We start from the raw sequence: 19473 nt of genomic DNA on the forward strand, positions 1-19473 counted from the left end.
CCATAGAATCTCCCACAGGGACCGCGCTGGCCTTGGCGTTTGTTACAGGGCAGCGACCCCCTGATCATTGAAAAGGCTCTAGGCCCAGCGCGGTCCCTGTGGGTTGTTGCTGCGCGCTACCACCGACCACCTAGCGCGCGGAACAGATTGACCTGTGCCTGCGCCAGGCGCCCTTGGGCCTCGACCTGGCTGGCGCGCAGGCGGATCAGTTCGCGTTCGCTGTCGAGCAATGCCAGGCCGTCAGCCGTGCCAGCGCGGTAGTTGTTCTGGGCCAGGGCAAAGCCCCGCTGGCTATGGCCAAGCGCTGCCTCCAGTGCCTGCAGGCGCTGCCGCTCACCGGCGTAACCCGCCAGCGCCTGGCGCACGTCCTTCAGCGCATTCAATGCCACGCCCTGGTAGCGGGCGACCTGCGCCTGCCGCAATGCTCGGGCCTTGCCAACGCGCGCGCGATTGGCCTTCAGGTTGGGAAACTGCCAGTGAATCAGCGGGCCGATCCCGAACATCACCGCGCGGCTGTCGCCGAGGTCGGCCAGGTGAGCGGCGGAGGAGGTCAACGAGGCGCCGAAGCTGACCTTCGGGTACAGGTCCGCCCGGGCGATTTCGGTCTCCAGCGCAGCAGCGCGCAGTTCCCGTTCTGCCTGGCGCAGATCCGGCCTTCGCTCGAGCAGGCGCCACCCATCGCCAAGTGGTAGCGGCACCGACACCCTGGGGATGGCGCTGCAGTCGCCTACCGGTGCCGCAGCCGCCTGGCCACTGAGCATGGCCAGTTCGTAAAGCGCCATTTGCCGCCTGGCAACGAGCATCGGCAGTTGCGCCCGCACCTGCTCACGCAAGCCCAGCAGGCGCTCGCTGTCGAGCGCCGTTGCCACGCCGGCCTGTTGCTGGCGTTCACTCAGTTGCACGCTGTGCTCGAGGCTTTGCAACGACTGCCTGGCCTGGGCCAGGCGTGCGCCATACACGCATTGAGCCAGGTAGGCGCGGCTGGTCTGGGTGACCACCTGCAGGCGTACCAGGTCCCGTGCTGCAGCGCTGGCATCGGCTTGAGCCCGGGCACGCTCGATGGCCGCACGTACCTGGCCCCAGACATCCACCTGGTAGGCCAGCTCGATGCCGGGGCTGAATTGCCATTGTGACGGCGCATGGCTGTCAGTGGCCTCGGCCAGGGTCTGGTCATCGGCGCTCTTGCCATAGGTTGCGCCAACCTCCACTGCAGTGGCGGGCCAGCGGCGCGCGTCGAATTCACCGATACCCGCCAGCATGGCCTGCACAGTGGCGTCTGCCTGGGCCAGGTCCTGGTTATGCGCCAGGGCCAGCTGTACCCAGTGGTTGAGTTGCGGGTCCTGGAACAGCGCCCACCATTGCGCGGGTAACGGCTGCTGGCTGACCCCCGCCGGCAGGTCTGCCAGCGGGTTTGCCTGCAGCACGGGTGGCGGCGCGGCGGGGGCCGGCTGCCGCGTGCACGCCGTGAGGGCACCGAGCACGGCGAGCGTGGCGCCCAGCCGGGCAGCGAAGGGAGAAAAGTGCAGTAAAGGCATCACACAGGCCACTTGAAGAGGGTGATGCGAGGTTAACCAGGGACGGGGAAGCGGCGCTGTCGCAAGCAGGACAAGCCTGCGCGCAAGCGGGACAACCTGCTGTTCAGTGGCCGCGTGTGAGGTTGTGCTGCCAGTCACTCGGCGCGTAGCCGAGGATGCGCTTGAACATGGCGGTGAACGCGCTTGCACTTTGGTAACCGTGCTCCAGCGCCACGTTGAGGATCGGCTGACCCTGCGCCAGGCATTGCTGGCTGAGCATTACCCGCGCGCGGGCGCGCCACTCGCCATACGACATGCCCAGTTCGCGTTGAAACAGCCGCGCCACGCTGCGCGCACTCAGGTTCAACTGCGTGCCACACTGCGCCAGCGTCAGGTCCTGGGCCGGGTCCTGGAGAAAGCCCTCGCACCAGGCACGCAAGCGCGGGTGCGAGGGCGTGGGCACGAAGGCATGGATGCGCCGAGCGGCGGACAACTCGTTCAGGATCAATGCCCGCGCATGCTCGCCGTCACGCCGGTCGAGCATGCGTGACGCGGCCAGGATCAGTTCGCGCAGCAAGCCGGATACCACGATGACCTGGCAGCACGGGATGCCGGCGTCGAGCAGCAACGTGCGCATGCTTACCACGCCCTGCATGCGGATGGCGTGGCTGACCCCGGCAGGCACCCACAGTGCATGCCCGCCGGGGATCACCCAGTCGCCTCCCGCGCTGCTGACGCGCATTACCCCGCTGGCGGCATAGATCAGCTGGTCTTCAGCGTGGCAATGGCTGGCGACCTGGTCGCCGTGGCCGTAGTCCATTTCCAGTGTTCGCATTCAAGGCATCCTCGATATTGGATCCAATTATACGGCGGTGGATTTTCATCGGGTTGCGATGGTAGGCATGGAAAAGGTGTGACCAAGACGCAAAATGGCTGTTTGGCAGTTGAGCGTGGTGAATTATTGCCAAGCGAGTGCTACGCACAACAAGTAAAGCGGCTTCTGTTGTCAGATCCAGACATCATTGACGGCGGTGCGCTCGCCGCCCTCATGCCCGGTGTTCAGAATGCCGCGGGGCTCGATCATCATCAGTTTTGCTTCGCCCTCTGCGGCTGTCCTGTGTTCGATACCGCGCGGCACGACGTACAGCTCACCGGGATTGACGTACACACAGCCATCGGGCAGATCGATGCGCAAAACACCCTCCAGCACCACAAATGCTTCGTCGGTTTCCGGGTGTGCATGCCAGATGAATTCGCCTTCAATGCGCACCACCTTGAATTGATAGTCGTTCATTTCGGCAACGACCCTGGGGCTCCACTGCTGCTCGATCAGCGACGCTTTGTGCAGCAGGTTGGCAGGCTGGGAGGGGATACGGGCTTCAGACATGACAATTCCTCGTTGAGTGGAGTGGCCAGCCTAACGGTCTGCAACATGGGCATCTTGTACGATCCTGCAAGTCAGCGGGTGGGGCGCAGGCGCTCCAGCCAACGCAAGGGCGGCACCCCATAGCAACGGGTGAAATGCCGCGTCATGTGGCTCTGGTCATGAAAGCCGGCAGCAAGCGCCGCATCGACCAGGCTGAAGCCGTCGACCACCATGCGCCGCAAACAGTCCAGGCGGCGCAAGGTGACGAAGCGGTAGGGGCTGGTGCCGTACAGCGTGCGAAAATCACGCGACAGGCTCCAGCGCTCGCGGCCGCTGGCCTGTTCGAGCATGTCCAGGGTAATGCTCTGGTGCAGGTGCGCCATGATGAAAGCTCTGGCACGTTCGGCGGCTTGGTAGTCCAGGCGCTTGCGCCCGCGTGGTTTGCCGCCGACCGCCAACAAGGCCATGGCCAGGTCGTACAGGGCGTCCTGCTGCTCCAGCGGCTCCAACGGGTGGTCCACGGCCTGTACCAGTGCCTCGCTGGCCTGGTACAGCCGTGGGTCGCTGGACAGCCCGCCAGCGATGAAGGGCAGCGGCTGGCCACCCAGCACGTTCTGGATCAGGGCCGGGTCTACGTAAGCCATGCGGTAGCGAAAGCCTGCGTTGGTGCCGGCCATGCCGTCATGCAGCTCGTCCGGGTGCAGCACCAGGGTGTTGCCGGGTATGCCGTGGCGCAGCGAGCCCTTGTAATGGAAGCTTTGCACGCCGGCCAGGGTTCGCCCGACCGAGTAGGTATCGTGGCGATGCGGGTCGTAACCGTGGCTGCCGAACCAGGCCTCGATACGTTCGATGCCGCCCGGCTGGTCGCTGCGGATTACCCAGTCGGACGGTGGCGGGTCAGCTTTACGGTTCATCGCGGTGGGAGCCTGGGCGGAGCACGGCTGGGGCGGCCGTGAGGGGAGGAGAAGGAAGGGTAACCGGACTGTCCGCTGTCGGGCAATCGGGTCGCCGCCAAGGGCCGCCCTGCCAGGTTATCTACCAACGTTGACTCGACCAGGGTGCTTGTCAGTGCTGAAATCGAGCAAGCACAACCACAATGGGCCGGGAGCGCCAATGAACCGCAACGAACTGCGCAAAGCCGATATCAACCTGATGGTGGTGTTCGAAGCGCTGATGCAGGAGCGCAACCTTACCCGCGCCGCAGAAAAGCTGTTCGTCGCCCAACCTACGGTCAGCGCTGCGCTGGCGAGGTTGCGGGCGATGTTCAATGACCCGTTGCTGATCCGTGTGGGCAACCGCATGGAGCCATCGGCCCGCGCCCAGGAAGTGATCAAGCACCTCACCCCGGCCCTGGATGCGATGTCTGTGGCCCTTAGCCTGACCCACGACTTCGACCCACTTTCCAGCAAGATGACCTTTCGCATCGGTTTGTCCGATGACGTCGAGTCCGGGCTGTTGCCGCCCTTGTTGCGGGCGCTGCGGGTCGAGGCGCCGAACGTGGTGGTGGTCGTGCAGCACGTGGATTACTGGCGCATTCCCGACTTGCTGGCGGCGGGGGATGTCACGGTCGGCATCAGCCAGACCCGGGGCCTGCCGGCCAATGCCAAGCGCAAGGTATTGCGCAGCATGCAGGCCAGGGTGGTGCGCGCCGACAAATCCACCAGGGCGTTGACGTTGGATGAGTTCTGCGCCCGCCCGCACGTTCAGGTCTCGCCTACGGCCAATACCCACGGTGTAGTCGATGACTGGCTCAAGGAGTTGGGGCGCGAACGCCAGGTGGTGTTGTCGGTGCCGCAATTCAGTACGCTGCCGGCGATCCTGGCCGGTACCGAACTGCTGGCCTGCTGCCCCGATTACGCGGCCCAGGGGATGGAGCGCTGGGGCAACCTGCAGGCCGAGCAACTGCCGTTCGCGGCCACGGCGCTGGAACTGGCCATGGTCTGGCTGAGCACTACCGACAATGACCCGGCCGAACGCTGGCTGCGCGGCCGCCTGGAGCACTACATGGGCGGTATGGCCTAGCCGGCAGAAGGGCGCTTAAAGGCCCGCTTCCAGGTCCAGCAGGTCCTGCACGGTCTGCCGCCGGCGGATCATTCGCAGCGCGCCGTTCTCGATCAGGAACTCTGGCAGCAGTGGCCGGCTGTTGTAGTTGGACGACATCGATGCGCCATAGGCCCCGGCATCGTGGATCACCAGCAGGTCGCCCACCTGTGCTTGCGGCAGGTCTTGCGGGGTGAGTTCCTGGTCGTCCTGAGTGAATACGTCACCCGACTCGCACAGCGGCCCGGCCACCACGGTTGGCTGGCGTGAGCGCTCCACCGGCTGGCCGTTGGCATCGAGCAGGGTCATGCCGTGGTAGGCGCCGTACATGGCCGGGCGCATCAGGTCATTGAAGCCGGCGTCGATCATCACGAAGGTATTGCGCCCCACCTGTTTCACCGCCCGCACCTCGGCCACCAGGTAGCCGCACTCGGCCACCAGGAAGCGGCCGGGTTCGATCTCCATACGCACCGGGTGGCCGAGCATCGCTTCGATTTCCTTGCGTGCCACTGCCCAGGTCTGGGCGTAGCGCTGCAGGTCGACCGGCTTGTCGCTGCTGCGGTAGGGGGTGGAAAGCCCGCCCCCGATGGAAAACGCCTCGATGTCCACCCCCAGGCGGCCTACCAGCTCGATCATCGAGCGGGCTACCTGTTCCAGGTGCTGGTAATCCACGCCCGAGCCAATATGCATGTGCACGCCGACCAGGTGCAGGCCGTGTGCCTTGATCACGCCCAGCGCTTCGTCCAGCTGCTCATGCCAGATGCCGTGCTTGCTGTTTTCACCGCCGGTGTTGGTCTTGCGGCTATGGCCGTGGCCAAAGCCGGGGTTGATGCGGACCCACACGCGGTGGCCAGGGGAGCGCTCGCCCAGCTGGCGCAGCATGTCGATGGAGCCGGCGTTCACTTCGATCTTTTCTGCCACCACCCGCTCCAGGGTAGGCCGGTCCAGTGCATCGCAGGTCAGCACCACGCCGGCCGGGTCGCCCTGAACGCTGGCGCCGGCAGCGAAGGCCCGCTCCATCTCGCCCAGCGACACGGCGTCCAGCACCAGGCCGTGGCTGCGCATCAGGCGCAGCACGTGCAGGTTCGGGTTGGCTTTCTGGGCGAAGCGTACAGTGTCGAACACCTTCAGCTGTTCGACACGCTCTGCGATGGTGCCGGTGTCGTAGGCCCACAACGGCGAGCCATGTTGGCGCACTGCCTCGGCCAGGAGGGTGAAGGGTGTTGTCATGTTGGCGCTACTCGCTCAGGTGATACCAGGAAGGAAAGCAGGATGCGATAAAGCAGGAATTCAGAAAAATAGCTTTTTTTCTGTCGGCCATTCATATCTGATATAGCCACTGTCATTACGCAGGGCGTTGCCGTGAAATTGTCCGTTCGCCATATCGAAGTGTTCCGCGCCATCATGGCGGCGGGCAGCGTCACCGCCGCAGCTCGCCTGCTGTTCACTTCGCAGCCCACCGTCAGCCGCGAGCTGGCCCGGCTGGAGCAGGTCACCGGGCTGAACCTGTTCCAGCGCGAAGGTGGGCGGCTGGTGCCGACAGCCCAGGCACTGCTGTTGATCGAGGAGGTGGAGCGCGCCTATGTCGGGCTGGAGCGGATTGACCGCTTTGCCCAGGCCATTCGCAATTTCGAGCAAGGCCGGTTGGCCATCACCTGCCTGCCGCTGTTCTCGCAAACCCTGCTGCCCAAGGCCTGCCAGCGCTTTCACCAGCAGCACCGGGGGGTGAGTGTGAGCATTCTGGCCCAGGAATCGCCGTTGCTGGAGGAGTCACTGGTGGCCCAGCAGCACGACCTGGGCCTGACCGAGGTCGAGCAGATACCGCGCGGGGCGTATGGGGAGCGGCTGTTCAGCGCCAACATGGTGTGCGTGCTGCCCGAACACCACCCGTTGCAGGCCAAGGCCGAGCTGGCGTTGAGCGATTTTCACGAAGTCGATTTCATCAACCTGGCCAGCCTGGACACCTACCGCCAGCAACTGGACCAGCACTTTCGCGCGGCGGGTGTGAACCGCCGCACGGTGATCGAGACGACCAGTGCGGCCTCGGTCTGCGCCATGGTGCGCCAGGGCCTGGGGGTTGCCATCATCAACCCGCTGAGCGGCCTGGAGGCCGCGCAGGGCGGGCTGCCGATCCGGCCGTTGCGGGTATCGGTGCCATACCAGGTGATGCTGATCCGCCCGGATCATCGGCCGGCTTCGGCTGCAGTGGAGCCGTTTTGTGAGGCATTGCGGGCGCAGGCTAAAGCAATGCAACAAGCGCTGGCATGAGCAGGGGCGACGCGCGGCGTGTGAAGCCCTAAAGCTCGCAGACGAAGGTGCCAGTGCCGGCCAGGATGTTCTCCAGGGTTTCCTTCACCTCATCCAGGTCACTGAGGTCGCTGGTCAGGTTGATTTCCAGCACCTCACCCCCCTTCAGCGCATCGCGGTCACCGGCGGCCACTTCGATCAGCAGGCGCTTGGCACTCAAGGTCACTTTCAGCCCGTCCAGCGTCGACGGCTCGTCATCCAGGGTCAGGTCGACGGTGTCTTCGTCCGGGTAGCGGGTAAGCAGGAACATCTGGCCCTTGTCGCTGTGGCAGCACAGGGTCGCCATGTTGTCTTCCTCGTCATCGCAAGGGGTGGCGAACAGCAGGGCGGTGTTGATTTGCATGAGCAGGCTCGGATCAAAGGAAACGGAAGGGAATTCTGACAGTCTTGGCTACATGCATAAACGTAAAGTTACCGCCCCTTGACCGAAATTGTCGCAGCGCTGCAAGCCTTGATGACCGATCAGTCGTTAAGCTTCGCCAAGCCCGGGCGTGCCTGCGCACGTTCCACCTCTGGTTTTTACCGTCCGCCTTGCCACGGGTTGGCTATCGTTGATCCGTAAATGGCGCACGCAGCGACGCTTCAACTATTACAAAGCCCAAGCGGAGTACCACAGATGGCGTTCTTCACCGCAGCCAGCAAAGCCGACTTCCAGCACCAACTGCAAGCGGCCCTGGCGCAGCACATCAGCGAACAGTCCCTGCCACAAGTGGCGCTGTTCGCCGATCAGTTCTTCGGCATCATCTCTCTGGACGAACTCACCCAGCGCAGGCTTTCCGACCTGGCCGGCTGCACCCTGTCGGCCTGGCGCATCATCGAGCGTTTCGACCCCGAGTCCCCGCAAGTACGCGTGTACAACCCCGATTACGAACGCAACGGCTGGCAGTCGACCCACACCGTGGTCGAGGTGCTGCACCACGACCTGCCGTTTCTCGTCGACTCGGTACGTACCGAGCTCAACCGCCGCGGCTATAGCATCCACACCCTGCAAACCACCGTGCTCAGCGTGCGCCGGGGCGCCAACGGCGAGCTGCTGGAGCTGCTGCCCAAGGGCAGCCGGGGCGAGGGGGTGCAGCACGAGTCGCTGATGTACCTGGAGATCGACCGCTGCGCCAACGCCGCCGAACTGGCCGTGTTGACCCGCGAGATCGAACAGGTGCTGGCTGAGGTTCGGGTGGCGGTTGCCGACTTCGAGCCGATGAAAGCCAAGCTGCAGGAAGTGCTCGCCAAGGTGGAGCAAACCGCGTTCGGCCCGGCGCAAAACGAGAAGGGCGAGGTCAAGGCCTTCCTCGAGTGGCTGCTGGACAACCACTTCACCTTCCTCGGCTATGAGGAATTCACCGTTGCCAGCACCGCCGATGGCGGCCAGATGGTCTACGACGAACAGTCGTTCCTCGGCCTGCCGCGCCGCCTGCGTGTGGGCCTGACGGCCGACGAGCTGCGCATCGAAGACTACGCCGTGGCTTACCTCAACGAGCCGCTGCTGCTGTCGTTCGCCAAGGCCGCGCTGCCCAGCCGCGTGCACCGCCCGGCCTACCCGGACTACGTCTCGATCCGCCAGCTGGACGCTGACGGCAAGGTCATCAAGGAGCACCGCTTCATGGGCCTGTACACCTCGTCGGTGTACGGCGAAAGCGTGCATGCCATACCGTACATCCGCGGCAAGGTCGCGGAAGTGGAGCGCCGCTCGGGCTTCGATCCCAAGGCTCACCTGGGCAAGGAGCTGGCCCAGGTGCTGGAGGTGCTGCCGCGCGACGACCTGTTCCAGACGCCGATCGACGAGCTGTTCACCACGGTCATGGCGATCGTGCAGATCCAGGAGCGCAACAAGATCCGCGTGTTCCTGCGCAAGGACCCGTACGGCCGCTTCTGCTACTGCCTGGCCTACGTGCCGCGGGAAATCTACTCCACCGAAGTGCGGCAGAAGATCCAGCAGGTATTGATGGAGCGCCTGAAGGCCAGCGACTGCGAGTTCTGGACGTTCTTCTCCGAGTCGGTGCTGGCCCGCGTGCAGTTGATTCTGCGGGTCGACCCGAAAAACCGCATCGACATCGACCCGCAGCAGCTGGAGCGCGAAGTGGTGCAGGCCTGCCGCTCGTGGCGCGACGACTATTCGGCGCTGGTCGTGGAGAACTTCGGCGAAGCCCAGGGCACCAACATCCTGGCCGACTTCCCCACCGGCTTCCCGGCGGGCTACCGCGAGCGTTTCGCCGCCCACTCGGCGGTGGTCGACCTGCAGCACGTGCTCAACCTGTCGGAAAGCAAGCCCCTGGCGATGAGCTTCTACCAGCCGTTGACCCAGGTCGGCGAGCGCATCCTGCACTGCAAGCTGTACCACGTGGACACGCCGCTGGCGCTGTCCGATGTGTTGCCGATTCTGGAAAACCTCGGCCTGCGCGTACTCGGCGAGTTCCCGTACCGGCTGCGCCATGCCAGTGGCCGTGAGTACTGGATCCACGACTTCGCCTTCACCTACAGCGAAGGCCTTAGCCTGGATATCCAGCAGCTCAATGACACCCTGCAGGACGCGTTCATCCATATCGTGCGCGGCGATGCCGAGAACGATGCCTTCAACCGCCTGGTGCTGACCGCCGGCCTGCCTTGGCGCGACGTGGCACTGCTGCGTGCCTACGCCCGTTACCTCAAGCAGATCCGCCTGGGCTTCGACCTTGGCTACATCGCCAGCACCCTGAACAACCACACCGACATCGCCCGTGAGTTGACCCGGCTGTTCAAGACCCGCTTCTACCTGGCGCGCAAGCTGACCCAGGACGACCTGGACGACAAGCAGCAGCGCCTGGAACAGGCCATTCTGACCGCGCTGGACGAGGTGCAGGTACTCAACGAAGACCGCATCCTGCGCCGCTACCTGGACCTGATCAAGGCCACCCTGCGCACCAACTTCTACCAACCGGACGCCAACGGCCAGAACAAGTCGTATTTCAGCTTCAAGTTCAACCCGCGGCTGATTCCCGAGCTGCCCAAGCCGGTGCCCAAGTTCGAGATATTCGTCTATTCGCCGCGGGTCGAGGGCGTGCACCTGCGCTTTGGCAACGTGGCCCGTGGTGGCTTGCGCTGGTCCGACCGCGAAGAAGACTTCCGCACCGAAGTGCTCGGCCTGGTCAAGGCCCAGCAGGTGAAGAACTCGGTGATCGTGCCGGTGGGTGCCAAGGGCGGCTTCCTGCCGCGGCGCCTGCCGCTGGGCGGCAGCCGTGACGAGATCGCGGCCGAAGGCGTGGCGTGCTACCGCATCTTCATTTCCGGCTTGCTCGACATCACCGATAACCTCAAGGATGGCGGCGTGGTGCCGCCGGCCAACGTGGTGCGCCACGACGATGACGACCCGTACCTGGTGGTGGCGGCCGACAAGGGTACCTCGACCTTCTCCGACATCGCCAACGGCATTGCCATCGACTACGGTTTCTGGCTGGGCGACGCCTTCGCCTCGGGCGGTTCGGCCGGCTACGACCACAAGAAAATGGGCATTACCGCCCGCGGCGCCTGGGTCGGCGTGCAGCGGCACTTCCGTGAGCGCGGCATCAATGTGCAGGAAGACCCGATCACCGTCATCGGTGTGGGGGACATGGCCGGCGACGTATTCGGCAACGGCCTGCTGATGTCCGACAAGCTGCAATTGGTGGCCGCGTTCAACCACCTGCACATCTTCATCGACCCCAACCCCGAGCCGGCTTCCAGCTTCGCCGAGCGCAAGCGCCTGTTCGACCTGCCGCGCTCGGCCTGGACCGACTACGACACCAGCATCATGTCCGAAGGCGGTGGCATCTTCCCGCGCAGCGCCAAGAGCATTGCCATCAGCCCGCAGATGAAGGAACGCTTCGCCATCGAAGCCGACCGCCTGACCCCGACCGAGTTGCTGAACGCGTTGCTCAAGGCCCCGGTCGATCTGCTGTGGAATGGCGGGATCGGCACCTACGTCAAGGCCAGCAGCGAAAGCCACGCCGACGTCGGCGACAAGGCCAACGACGCGCTGCGGGTCAACGGCAACGAGCTGCGCTGCAAGGTGGTGGGCGAGGGTGGCAACCTGGGCATGACCCAGCTTGGCCGGGTGGAGTTCGGCCTGCACGGCGGGGCGACCAACACCGACTTCATCGACAACGCCGGCGGCGTGGACTGCTCTGACCACGAGGTCAATATCAAGATCCTGCTCAATGAAGTGGTGCAGGGTGGCGACATGACCGAGAAGCAGCGTAACCAGTTGCTCGGCAGCATGACCGATGAAGTCGCCAGCCTGGTGCTGGGCAACAACTACAAGCAGACCCAGGCGCTGTCGCTGGCCGCCCGCCGCGCCCGTGAACGCATTGCCGAGTACAAGCGCCTGATGGCTGACCTGGAGGCGCGGGGCAAGCTGGACCGTGCCATCGAGTTCCTGCCGTCCGAGGAGCAACTGGCCGAACGCCTGGCCGCCGGCCATGGCCTTACCCGTGCCGAGCTGTCGGTGCTGATCTCGTACAGCAAGATCGACCTCAAGGAGCAGTTGCTGAAGTCGCAGGTACCCGACGACGACTACCTGACCCGCGACATGGAAACCGCCTTCCCGCCGTCGCTGGTCAGCAAGTTCGCCGAATCCATGCGCCGCCACCGCCTGAAGCGTGAAATCGTCAGCACCCAGATCGCCAACGACCTGGTCAACAATATGGGCATCACCTTCGTCCAGCGCCTGAAGGAGTCGACCGGCATGAGCCCGGCCAACGTGGCCGGGGCCTACGTGATCGTGCGCGACATCTTCCACCTGCCGCACTGGTTCCGCCAGATCGAGGCGCTTGACTACCAGGTGCCGGCGGAGGTCCAGCTGACCTTGATGGACGAGCTGATGCGCCTGGGCCGCCGCGCGACCCGCTGGTTCCTGCGCAGCCGCCGCAACGAGCAGGACGCCGGGCGCGACACCGCGCACTTCGGGCCGAAAATCGCGCAACTCGGGCTCAAGCTGGATGAGTTGCTCGAAGGCCCGACCCGCGAACGCTGGATGGTGCGCTACCAGGGCTTCGTCGAGGCTGGCGTGCCGGAACTGCTTGCGCGCATGGTGGCCGGTACCAGCCACCTGTACACGTTGCTGCCGATCATCGAAGCAGCTGACGTTACCGGGCATGAGCCGGCGCAGGTGGCCAAGGCGTTCTTCGCCGTGGGCAGCGCACTGGACCTGACCTGGTACCTGCAGGAAATCAGCAACCTGCCGGTGGAAAACAACTGGCAGGCGCTGGCCCGCGAGGCCTTCCGTGACGACATCGACTTGCAGCAGCGGGCGATCACCATTTCGGTCCTGCAAATGGCCGACGGGCCGCAAGACATGGACGCCCGTGTGGCGCTGTGGGCCGAGCAGCACCGGGTGATGGTAGAGCGCTGGCGCGCGATGCTCGATGACCTGCGCAATGCCAGCGGCAACGACTATGCGATGTATGCGGTGGCCAACCGCGAGCTGGTCGACCTGGCCATGAGCGGGCAGGCAGCGGTGGTGCCTTCTTAAGCTGCAAGCTACAAGCTGCAAGCTGCAAGCTGCAAGCTGCAAGCTACAAGCTACAAGCTGCAAGCGGAGCTCACTGGTTTCGCTTGCAGCTTCTGGCTTTAGCACCGTTTAGATCGCGTACACAGCCCCCGCTTTTTCTTGAAGCTTGAAGCTTGAAGCTTTCCTACTTGAACCGCCGCTCCACGCCTTTCTCCACCAGGATCTTCGCCGAAATCTCTTCCACCGAAAAATGCGTGGAATTGATGTTGGGAATGTTCTCCCGGCGGAACAAGCTCTCCACCTCGCGCACCTCGAACTCGCACTGGGCAAAGCTTGAATAACGACTGTTAGGCTTGCGCTCGTGGCGGATGGCCGTGAGGCGGTCAGGGTCGATGGTCAGGCCGAACAGCTTGTTGTGGTGCTTTTTCAGCACTGCCGGCAACTGCAGGCGTTCCATGTCGTCTTCGGTCAGGGGGTAATTGGCGGCGCGGATACCAAACTGCATGGCCATGTACAGGCAGGTTGGGGTCTTGCCGCAGCGCGACACACCCACCAGGATCAGGTCGGCCTTGTCGTAGTAGTGCGTGCGCGCGCCGTCGTCGTTGTCCAGGGCGAAGTTCACCGCCTCGATGCGTTCCATGTAGTTGGAATTGCCGCCGATCGAATGGGACTTACCCACGGAATACGACGAATGGGCGGTCAATTCCTGCTCAAGTGGGGATAAAAACGACGAAAAGATGTCGATCATGAAGCCATTCGACGTGGCCAGGATCTCACGTATGTCCTGGTTGACGATGGTGTCGAAGATGATCGGGCGCACCCCGTCACGCTCGGCCGCGGCATTGATCTGCTGGACCATGGTCCGCGCCTTGTCGGGCGAATCGATGTACGGCCGGGTGAATTTGTTGAACGGGATGCTCTCGAATTGCGCGAGCAGACTCTGGCCCAAGGTTTCGGCTGTGATACCGGTGCCATCGGAGATGAAGAACGCGGTTCGTTTCATTTGCGACCTGGGCCTTAAGCTGATGAAGATTCTTGGATATGATAAGTTCGGTTTGCCGAATGCGGCTGTCGACATTCTGCCACATTTGCAAAGCCTATTTTCCAGGTACAGGCCACAAACGCCCGGCCAAGTCATAGCGGACAGGCGGGCGCCCTTTGAGCTTTTCCAACACAGTTAGTGGAGAGATCACCTTGGTAGAGTACGTAGTTTCCCTCGATAAGCTCGGCGTCCATGATGTGGAGCATGTGGGGGGCAAGAACGCATCCCTGGGCGAGATGATCAGCAACCTTGCCGGTGCTGGTGTATCGGTGCCGGGCGGCTTTGCCACTACGGCGCAGGCGTACCGCGATTTTCTCGAGCAGAGTGGCCTCAACGACCGAATCCATGCGGCGCTCGACGCCCTCGACGTGGATGACATCAACGCCCTGACCAAGACCGGCGCGCAGATCCGCCAGTGGGTCATGGAAGCCGACTTCCCGGCGCGTCTGGATTCGGAAATCCGTACGGCGTTTGCCGAAATGGCCGCTGGCAACGACAACATGGCCGTTGCCGTGCGCTCCTCTGCCACTGCTGAAGACTTGCCGGACGCCTCGTTCGCCGGCCAGCAGGAAACGTTCCTCAACATCCGCGGCGTGGACAACGTGATCCGCGCGGCCAAGGAAGTGTTCGCTTCGCTGTTCAACGACCGTGCCATTGCCTACCGCGTGCACCAGGGCTTCGATCACAAACTGGTCGCCCTGTCTGCCGGTGTGCAGCGCATGGTTCGTTCCGAAACCGGCACCGCCGGTGTCATGTTCACCCTCGATACCGAATCGGGCTTCCGCGACGTGGTGTTCATCACCGGCGCCTATGGCCTGGGTGAAACCGTGGTACAGGGTGCGGTCAACCCTGACGAATTCTACGTGCACAAGAACACCCTGCAGGCTGGCCGCCCGGCTATCCTGCGCCGCAACCTGGGCAGCAAGGCGATCAAGATGGTCTATGGCGACGAAGCCAAGGCCGGCCGTTCGGTGAAAACCGTGGAAGTCGACCGCGCCGAACGTGCGCGCTTCTGCCTGAGCGACGCCGAGGTCAGCGAACTGGCCAAGCAGGCGATGATCATCGAGCAGCACTACCAGCGCCCGATGGATATCGAATGGGCCAAGGACGGTGACGACGGCAAGCTGTACATTGTCCAGGCCCGCCCTGAAACCGTGAAAAGCCGCTCCAGCGCCAATGTCATGGAGCGCTACCTGCTGAAGGAAAAGGGCACGGTACTGGTCGAAGGCCGTGCCATCGGCCAGCGCATCGGCGCCGGCAAGGTCCGCGTGATCCACGATGTATCGGAAATGGACAAGGTGCAGCCAGGCGACGTGCTGGTTTCCGACATGACCGACCCGGACTGGGAACCGGTAATGAAGCGCGCCAGCGCCATTGTCACCAACCGCGGTGGGCGTACCTGCCACGCGGCGATCATTGCCCGTGAGCTGGGTATTCCGGCCGTGGTCGGTTGCGGCAACGCCACCCAGGTGCTCAAAGACGGCCAGGGCGTCACGGTTTCCTGCGCCGAAGGCGACACCGGCTTCATCTTCGAGGGTGAACTGGGCTTCGACGTCAAGCAGAACTCGGTCGATGCCATGCCCGAGCTGCCGTTCAAGATCATGATGAACGTCGGCAACCCGGACCGGGCCTTCGATTTTGCCCAGTTGCCCAACGCAGGCGTGGGCCTGGCGCGCCTGGAATTCATCATCAACCGCATGATCGGCGTGCACCCCAAGGCACTGCTGAACTACGCAGGCCTGCCTGCCGACCTCAAGGACAGTGTCGACAAGCGCATTGCCGGCTACAACGACCCGGTCGGCTTCTACGTCGAGAAACTGGTCGAGGGCATCAGCACCCTGGCCGCGGCCTTCTACCCGAAAAAGGTCATCGTGCGCCTGTCGGACTTCAAGTCCAACGAGTACGCCAACCTGATCGGCGGCAAGCTGTACGAGCCGGAAGAAGAGAACCCGATGCTGGGCTTCCGCGGTGCCTCGCGCTACATCAGCGAGTCGTTCCGTGACTGCTTCGAACTCGAGTGCCGCGCGCTCAAGCGCGTGCGCAACGAGATGGGCCTGACCAACGTTGAAATCATGGTGCCCTTCGTGCGTACCCTGGGCGAGGCCAGCCAGGTCGTCGACCTGCTGGCCGAAAACGGCCTGGCCCGTGGCGACAACGGCCTGCGCGTGATCATGATGTGCGAGCTGCCGTCCAACGCCATTCTCGCCGAGGAATTCCTGGAGTACTTCGACGGCTTCTCGATCGGCTCCAACGACCTGACCCAGCTTACCCTGGGCCTGGACCGTGACTCGGGCATCATTGCCCACCTGTTCGACGAGCGTAACCCGGCCGTGAAGAAGCTGCTGGCCAACGCCATTGCCGCGTGCAACAAGGCTGGCAAGTACATCGGCATCTGCGGCCAGGGCCCTTCGGACCACCCGGACCTGGCCAAGTGGCTGATGGAGCAGGGCATCGAAAGCGTGTCGCTGAACCCCGACTCGGTACTCGAAACCTGGTTCTTCCTCGCCGAAGGCCAGGGCGCAGCCTGACGCAATAAAACGCGGGGGGCATCTGGCGTGCCCCCGCCTGGTTTTTTCCAGGGCGAGTTCCAGCAATGGATCCCGCCCTTTTTTGTGCACCAAGCAACCTTATGCAAAGCAGTAGCCGTTTATTTCCCGTGGCCTTGCTCAGTGCCGAGCGCCGCGGCGACCTCAGTGAAGACGTGTACCGGATCAAGGCCGGCAACAGCCCTGATCCCAGTGTGGAATTGGCCGTTACCCGCCTGGGGCTGGCCGACCAGGAGCACGCCCAGGGCGTGCCGGTGATTCTGCTGCATGGCAGTTTTTCCAACCGGCGTTTCTGGTATTCGCCCAAGGGCATCGGCCTGGGGGCCTATCTGGCACGTGCCGGCTTCGACGTATGGATCCCGGAAATGCGTGGCCACGGCCTGTCGCCACGCAATGCAGCCTGGCGACACAACAGCGTAGCCGGCTATGCCCGTGACGACCTGCCAACCATCAACGCCTTCGTGCGCGAAAAAGCCGGCCAAGCGCCGCACTGGGTGGGCCACTCACTGGGTGGAACAACCTTGGTGGCAGCCTTGGGTGGCGGTTTTCTGACCGCCGACCAGGTCGCAAGCGTGGCCCTGTTCGGCACACAGGTCAGCCGCGTGTACTGGCCGTTGAAAGTCCCGCCAGTGGCCTGGGGCGCGAAGTGGCTGCTCAAGCGCTGGGGGCAGATTTCCGGGCCGCGCTTCAAGCGTGGGCCAGAGGACGAACCCCTGGGGCTGGCCCTGGAAAGCCTGCGCTGGCATGGCTTGTTCGGGCGTTTTGGCGACAAGAAGCAGGATTGGTGGGCAGGGCTGGCTGAGGTTGATGTGCCGCTGTTGGCAGTGGCCGGCGCCGGTGACTTCCAGGACCCGGTGTGGGCCTGCCGCAAGCTGTTCGAGCAGGTGGGGGGCGAGCGCAAGCAGTTCCTGCGGCTGGGGCGTGAAGAAGGTTTTGAAGCCTTCGGGCATGTCGACATGCTGGTGAGCAAGGCTGCGCAGGTGCAGGTGTGGCCGCTGGTAGAGCGCTGGCTGCGTAACCCGCTGTTGCCGGTGCATGCGTCCACAGTGGTTGCAGAGCCTGTGCCGGTCAGCTGAGTTTGCGTCGCCTGTGCAGGCCTCTTCGCGGGCGCGCCCGCTCCTACAGGTGCTGCACAAGCCTGCGAACCTGTGACAATCCTGTGGGAGCCGGCTTGCCGGCGATAGGGCCGGCACAGGCAAAACACACATGACTACCTAGTCCCGGATGACTGCAATGGGCTCTACGGTGTAGCCTTGGCCGATACCCGCTTTCGTTGTGACTGACAGGAGCTTCCCATGCAGCATTACGTAACGCCCGACCTGTGTGACGCCTACCCGGACCTGGTTCAGGTGCTGGAACCGATGTTCAGCAACTTCGGTGGCCGTGATTCGTTTGGCGGCCAGATCGTCACCATCAAGTGCTTCGAGGACAACTCGCTGGTCAAGGAGCAAGTCGAACTCGACGGCAAAGGCAAGGTGCTGGTAGTCGATGGCGGTGGGTCGCTGCGTCGCGCATTGCTGGGTGACATGCTTGCCGAAAAGGCTGCCAGGAACGGCTGGGAAGGCTTGTTGATCTACGGCTGCGTACGCGACGTCGATGTATTGATCCAGACCGACGTCGGCGTGCAGGCGCTGGCCAGCCACCCAATGAAGACCGACAAGCGCGGCATCGGCGACCTCAACGTGGCAGTGACCTTCGCCGGCGTGACGTTCCGCCCGGGCGAGTATGTGTACGCCGACAACAATGGCGTGCTGGTGTCGCCAAGCCCGCTGAAAATGCCGGAGTGATGCGCCGCACGCGCTGATGGAGCTTTGATGTTCGAGGAAGACAACGCGCAGTGGGGGCTGGTGCATGCCCTGGTGCTCGATGGCAAAGGCGGCGCGCGCTCGATTGCCCGTACCGAACTGGCCGACCTGCAATTGCAGCCCCAGCAGAGCCTGTGGCTGCACTGGGACCGCAGCCATCCGCAAACCCGTACCTGGCTGCTGAATGAAAGCGGCCTCAGCGAGTTCGCCTGCGAGCTGCTGCTGGAGGAAAACACCCGCCCGCGCTTGCTGCCCATGGCCGATGAACAGCTGCTGCTGTTCTTGCGTGGGGTCAACCTGAACCCGGGCGCCGAGCCGGAAGACATGGTCTCGGTGCGCATTTTCGCCGAGGCGCAGCGGGTCATCTCGCTGCGCTTGCGGCCCCTGCGCGCCAGCGACGAGGTGCTCCAGCTACTGGAACAGGGCAGGGGGCCCACATCCGCATCGGAGCTGCTGCTGCTGATGGGGGAACTGCTGACCGAAAAGGTGCAGGGCCTGGTCAGTGATCTCGCCGAACTGGTCGACCTGGAAGAAGAAAAGGTCGAATCCGACGAGCGGTATACCCCCGAACAGGGCAGCCTGCAGCAGATCCGTCGGCGGGCCGCCGGGTTGCGCCGGTTCCTGGCCCCGCAACGGGAAATCTATGCCCAGTTATCACGCAGCAAGTGGAGCTGGTTCGCCTATGCCGATGCCGATTACTGGAACGAGCTGAACAACAGCCTGATCCGCTACCTGGAGGAGCTGGAGCTGACCCGCGAGCGCGCCGCGCTGGTGCTGGAGAGCGAAGACCGTCGCCGTAGCGAGCGGATGAACCGCACCATGTACCGCTTTGGCATCATCACCTGCATCTTTCTGCCGATGAGCTTCATCACCGGGTTGCTGGGCATCAACGTCGGTGGCATTCCGGGGGCGCAAAACCCCTACGGCTTCCTGTTCGCCTGCATTGTGGTGCTGGGGCTGGCGGTGGGGCAGTGGTGGTTGTTCCGCCGGTTGCGGTGGGTATGACGCGTGGGTGGGCTGCAGGCGAACATCACACCATTCGAAACATTCGTGCCAATCGGATGTGTGACCCATCGCCGGGCCATCTCGTCTCTAGCTGACACTGCGCGAGGTGCACATGCACGATCCGTTTGAAGAATCCCTGCGCGACCTGCTCAAGGCGTCACCCTCCGGCAACGACCGGGACGACCGGGATGACGCTGCCTGCTTGGGCCGCGTGCTGAAAACCGCCAACCGCCAGGTCGGTGCGGGTGATCTGTTCAGCTTGCTTGGCCGCTGGAGCCAGGCGCTGCTGATCGCCGTGAACAATGGCTCGGCGCATGTCGCGCCGGTGCGTCGACACACTTCCCGCAACGCTGCCACTGGCAGCAAAGCAGATAAGGCCGATTGAAT

Annotated in this window: 15 protein-coding genes; 8 read left to right on the forward strand and 7 right to left on the reverse strand. The window is 63.7% G+C overall.

The window, feature by feature from the left end; all coding sequences use genetic code 11:
• Positions 1-116: 116 nt before the first annotated feature.
• From B3361_RS09065 to B3361_RS09080, 4 genes are all read right to left on the reverse strand, one after another.
• A complete protein-coding gene (locus B3361_RS09065) occupies positions 117-1535 on the reverse strand; it encodes an efflux transporter outer membrane subunit (protein ID WP_154211499.1) in 1419 nt (472 codons plus the stop codon).
• 103 nt (positions 1536-1638) lie between these two features.
• A complete protein-coding gene (locus B3361_RS09070; RefSeq protein ID WP_054905100.1) occupies positions 1639-2349 on the reverse strand; it encodes an AraC family transcriptional regulator in 711 nt (236 codons plus the stop codon).
• Positions 2350-2520: 171 nt separating this feature from the next.
• Entirely contained in the window at positions 2521-2901 is a 381-nt protein-coding gene (locus B3361_RS09075; protein WP_054905099.1) for a cupin domain-containing protein, read from the reverse strand.
• A 71-nt stretch (positions 2902-2972) separates the two neighbouring features.
• The gene (locus B3361_RS09080) at positions 2973-3794 is read right to left on the reverse strand and encodes an AraC family transcriptional regulator (RefSeq protein ID WP_009684032.1); all 822 of its coding nucleotides are present in this window, start codon (positions 3792-3794) and stop codon (positions 2973-2975) included.
• 199 nt (positions 3795-3993) lie between these two features.
• Between B3361_RS09080 and B3361_RS09085 the strand changes: the two genes are divergently transcribed.
• Entirely contained in the window at positions 3994-4902 is a 909-nt protein-coding gene (locus tag B3361_RS09085) for a LysR substrate-binding domain-containing protein (protein ID WP_009684031.1), read from the forward strand.
• A gap of 15 nt (positions 4903-4917) precedes the next feature.
• Here B3361_RS09085 and lysA read toward each other — a convergent pair whose 3' ends face one another.
• Positions 4918-6150, reverse strand: a complete 1233-nt coding sequence (gene lysA, locus B3361_RS09090) for a diaminopimelate decarboxylase (protein ID WP_286920183.1) — start codon at positions 6148-6150, stop codon at positions 4918-4920.
• A 132-nt stretch (positions 6151-6282) separates the two neighbouring features.
• Here lysA and B3361_RS09095 point away from each other — a divergent pair, with 132 nt between their 5' ends.
• Positions 6283-7188 (forward strand): LysR family transcriptional regulator, encoded by a 906-nt coding sequence (locus tag B3361_RS09095; RefSeq protein WP_029887872.1) that lies wholly within the window; start codon positions 6283-6285, stop codon positions 7186-7188.
• Between the two features lie 28 nt (positions 7189-7216).
• On the opposite strand, the gene B3361_RS09100 is transcribed toward B3361_RS09095, so the two are convergent.
• Complete coding sequence (locus tag B3361_RS09100; RefSeq protein ID WP_054905096.1) at positions 7217-7570, reverse strand: hypothetical protein; 354 nt, start codon at positions 7568-7570, stop codon at positions 7217-7219.
• Positions 7571-7843: 273 nt separating this feature from the next.
• Between B3361_RS09100 and B3361_RS09105 the strand changes: the two genes are divergently transcribed.
• Positions 7844-12709 carry an NAD-glutamate dehydrogenase gene (locus tag B3361_RS09105; RefSeq protein WP_182336752.1) on the forward strand — a complete coding sequence of 1622 codons (4866 nt, stop codon included), beginning with the start codon at positions 7844-7846 and terminating at the stop codon, positions 12707-12709.
• A gap of 163 nt (positions 12710-12872) precedes the next feature.
• Here the strand turns inward: B3361_RS09105 and ppsR are convergent, their stop codons facing one another.
• On the reverse strand, positions 12873-13691 hold the full coding sequence (ppsR, locus tag B3361_RS09110) for a posphoenolpyruvate synthetase regulatory kinase/phosphorylase PpsR (protein ID WP_012271263.1): 819 nt from the start codon (positions 13689-13691) through the stop codon (positions 12873-12875).
• Between the two features lie 191 nt (positions 13692-13882).
• On the opposite strand from ppsR, the gene ppsA reads away from it, so the two are divergent.
• The 5 genes from ppsA (at position 13883) to B3361_RS09135 (ending at position 19471) form a co-directional block, all read left to right on the forward strand.
• On the forward strand, positions 13883-16258 hold the full coding sequence (ppsA, locus tag B3361_RS09115) for a phosphoenolpyruvate synthase (protein ID WP_029887870.1): 2376 nt from the start codon (positions 13883-13885) through the stop codon (positions 16256-16258).
• A 101-nt stretch (positions 16259-16359) separates the two neighbouring features.
• Positions 16360-17352 carry an alpha/beta fold hydrolase gene (locus B3361_RS09120; protein WP_029887869.1) on the forward strand — a complete coding sequence of 331 codons (993 nt, stop codon included), beginning with the start codon at positions 16360-16362 and terminating at the stop codon, positions 17350-17352.
• 219 nt (positions 17353-17571) lie between these two features.
• Positions 17572-18063, forward strand: a complete 492-nt coding sequence (gene rraA, locus B3361_RS09125) for a ribonuclease E activity regulator RraA (RefSeq protein WP_009684023.1) — start codon at positions 17572-17574, stop codon at positions 18061-18063.
• 27 nt (positions 18064-18090) lie between these two features.
• Positions 18091-19086: a zinc transporter ZntB gene (locus B3361_RS09130; protein ID WP_054905094.1), complete on the forward strand. Its 996-nt coding sequence runs from the start codon at positions 18091-18093 to the stop codon at positions 19084-19086.
• A gap of 112 nt (positions 19087-19198) precedes the next feature.
• Positions 19199-19471: a hypothetical protein gene (locus B3361_RS09135; protein WP_009684021.1), complete on the forward strand. Its 273-nt coding sequence runs from the start codon at positions 19199-19201 to the stop codon at positions 19469-19471.
• The last annotated feature ends 2 nt before the right edge of the window (positions 19472-19473 follow it).

The sequence above is a fragment of the Pseudomonas sp. UBA6699 genome (assembly GCF_002454615.1).
In the GTDB taxonomy this organism is placed as follows: Bacteria; Pseudomonadota; Gammaproteobacteria; order Pseudomonadales; family Pseudomonadaceae; genus Aquipseudomonas; species Aquipseudomonas juntendi.

What these genes read in the sequence shown, in the direction of transcription:
- B3361_RS09065 (WP_154211499.1), bottom strand. Translation starts at nt 1,535, where the DNA reads ATGCCTTTACTGCACTTTTCTCCCTTCGCTGCCCGGCTGGGCGCCACG.
- B3361_RS09070 (WP_054905100.1), bottom strand. Translation starts at nt 2,349, where the DNA reads ATGCGAACACTGGAAATGGACTACGGCCACGGCGACCAGGTCGCCAGC.
- B3361_RS09075 (WP_054905099.1), bottom strand. Translation starts at nt 2,901, where the DNA reads ATGTCTGAAGCCCGTATCCCCTCCCAGCCTGCCAACCTGCTGCACAAA.
- B3361_RS09080 (WP_009684032.1), bottom strand. Translation starts at nt 3,794, where the DNA reads ATGAACCGTAAAGCTGACCCGCCACCGTCCGACTGGGTAATCCGCAGC.
- B3361_RS09085 (WP_009684031.1), top strand. Translation starts at nt 3,994, where the DNA reads ATGAACCGCAACGAACTGCGCAAAGCCGATATCAACCTGATGGTGGTG.
- lysA (WP_286920183.1), bottom strand. Translation starts at nt 6,150, where the DNA reads ATGACAACACCCTTCACCCTCCTGGCCGAGGCAGTGCGCCAACATGGC.
- B3361_RS09100 (WP_054905096.1), bottom strand. Translation starts at nt 7,570, where the DNA reads ATGCAAATCAACACCGCCCTGCTGTTCGCCACCCCTTGCGATGACGAG.
- B3361_RS09105 (WP_182336752.1), top strand. Translation starts at nt 7,844, where the DNA reads ATGGCGTTCTTCACCGCAGCCAGCAAAGCCGACTTCCAGCACCAACTG.
- ppsR (WP_012271263.1), bottom strand. Translation starts at nt 13,691, where the DNA reads ATGAAACGAACCGCGTTCTTCATCTCCGATGGCACCGGTATCACAGCC.
- B3361_RS09120 (WP_029887869.1), top strand. Translation starts at nt 16,360, where the DNA reads ATGCAAAGCAGTAGCCGTTTATTTCCCGTGGCCTTGCTCAGTGCCGAG.
- rraA (WP_009684023.1), top strand. Translation starts at nt 17,572, where the DNA reads ATGCAGCATTACGTAACGCCCGACCTGTGTGACGCCTACCCGGACCTG.
- B3361_RS09130 (WP_054905094.1), top strand. Translation starts at nt 18,091, where the DNA reads ATGTTCGAGGAAGACAACGCGCAGTGGGGGCTGGTGCATGCCCTGGTG.
- B3361_RS09135 (WP_009684021.1), top strand. Translation starts at nt 19,199, where the DNA reads ATGCACGATCCGTTTGAAGAATCCCTGCGCGACCTGCTCAAGGCGTCA.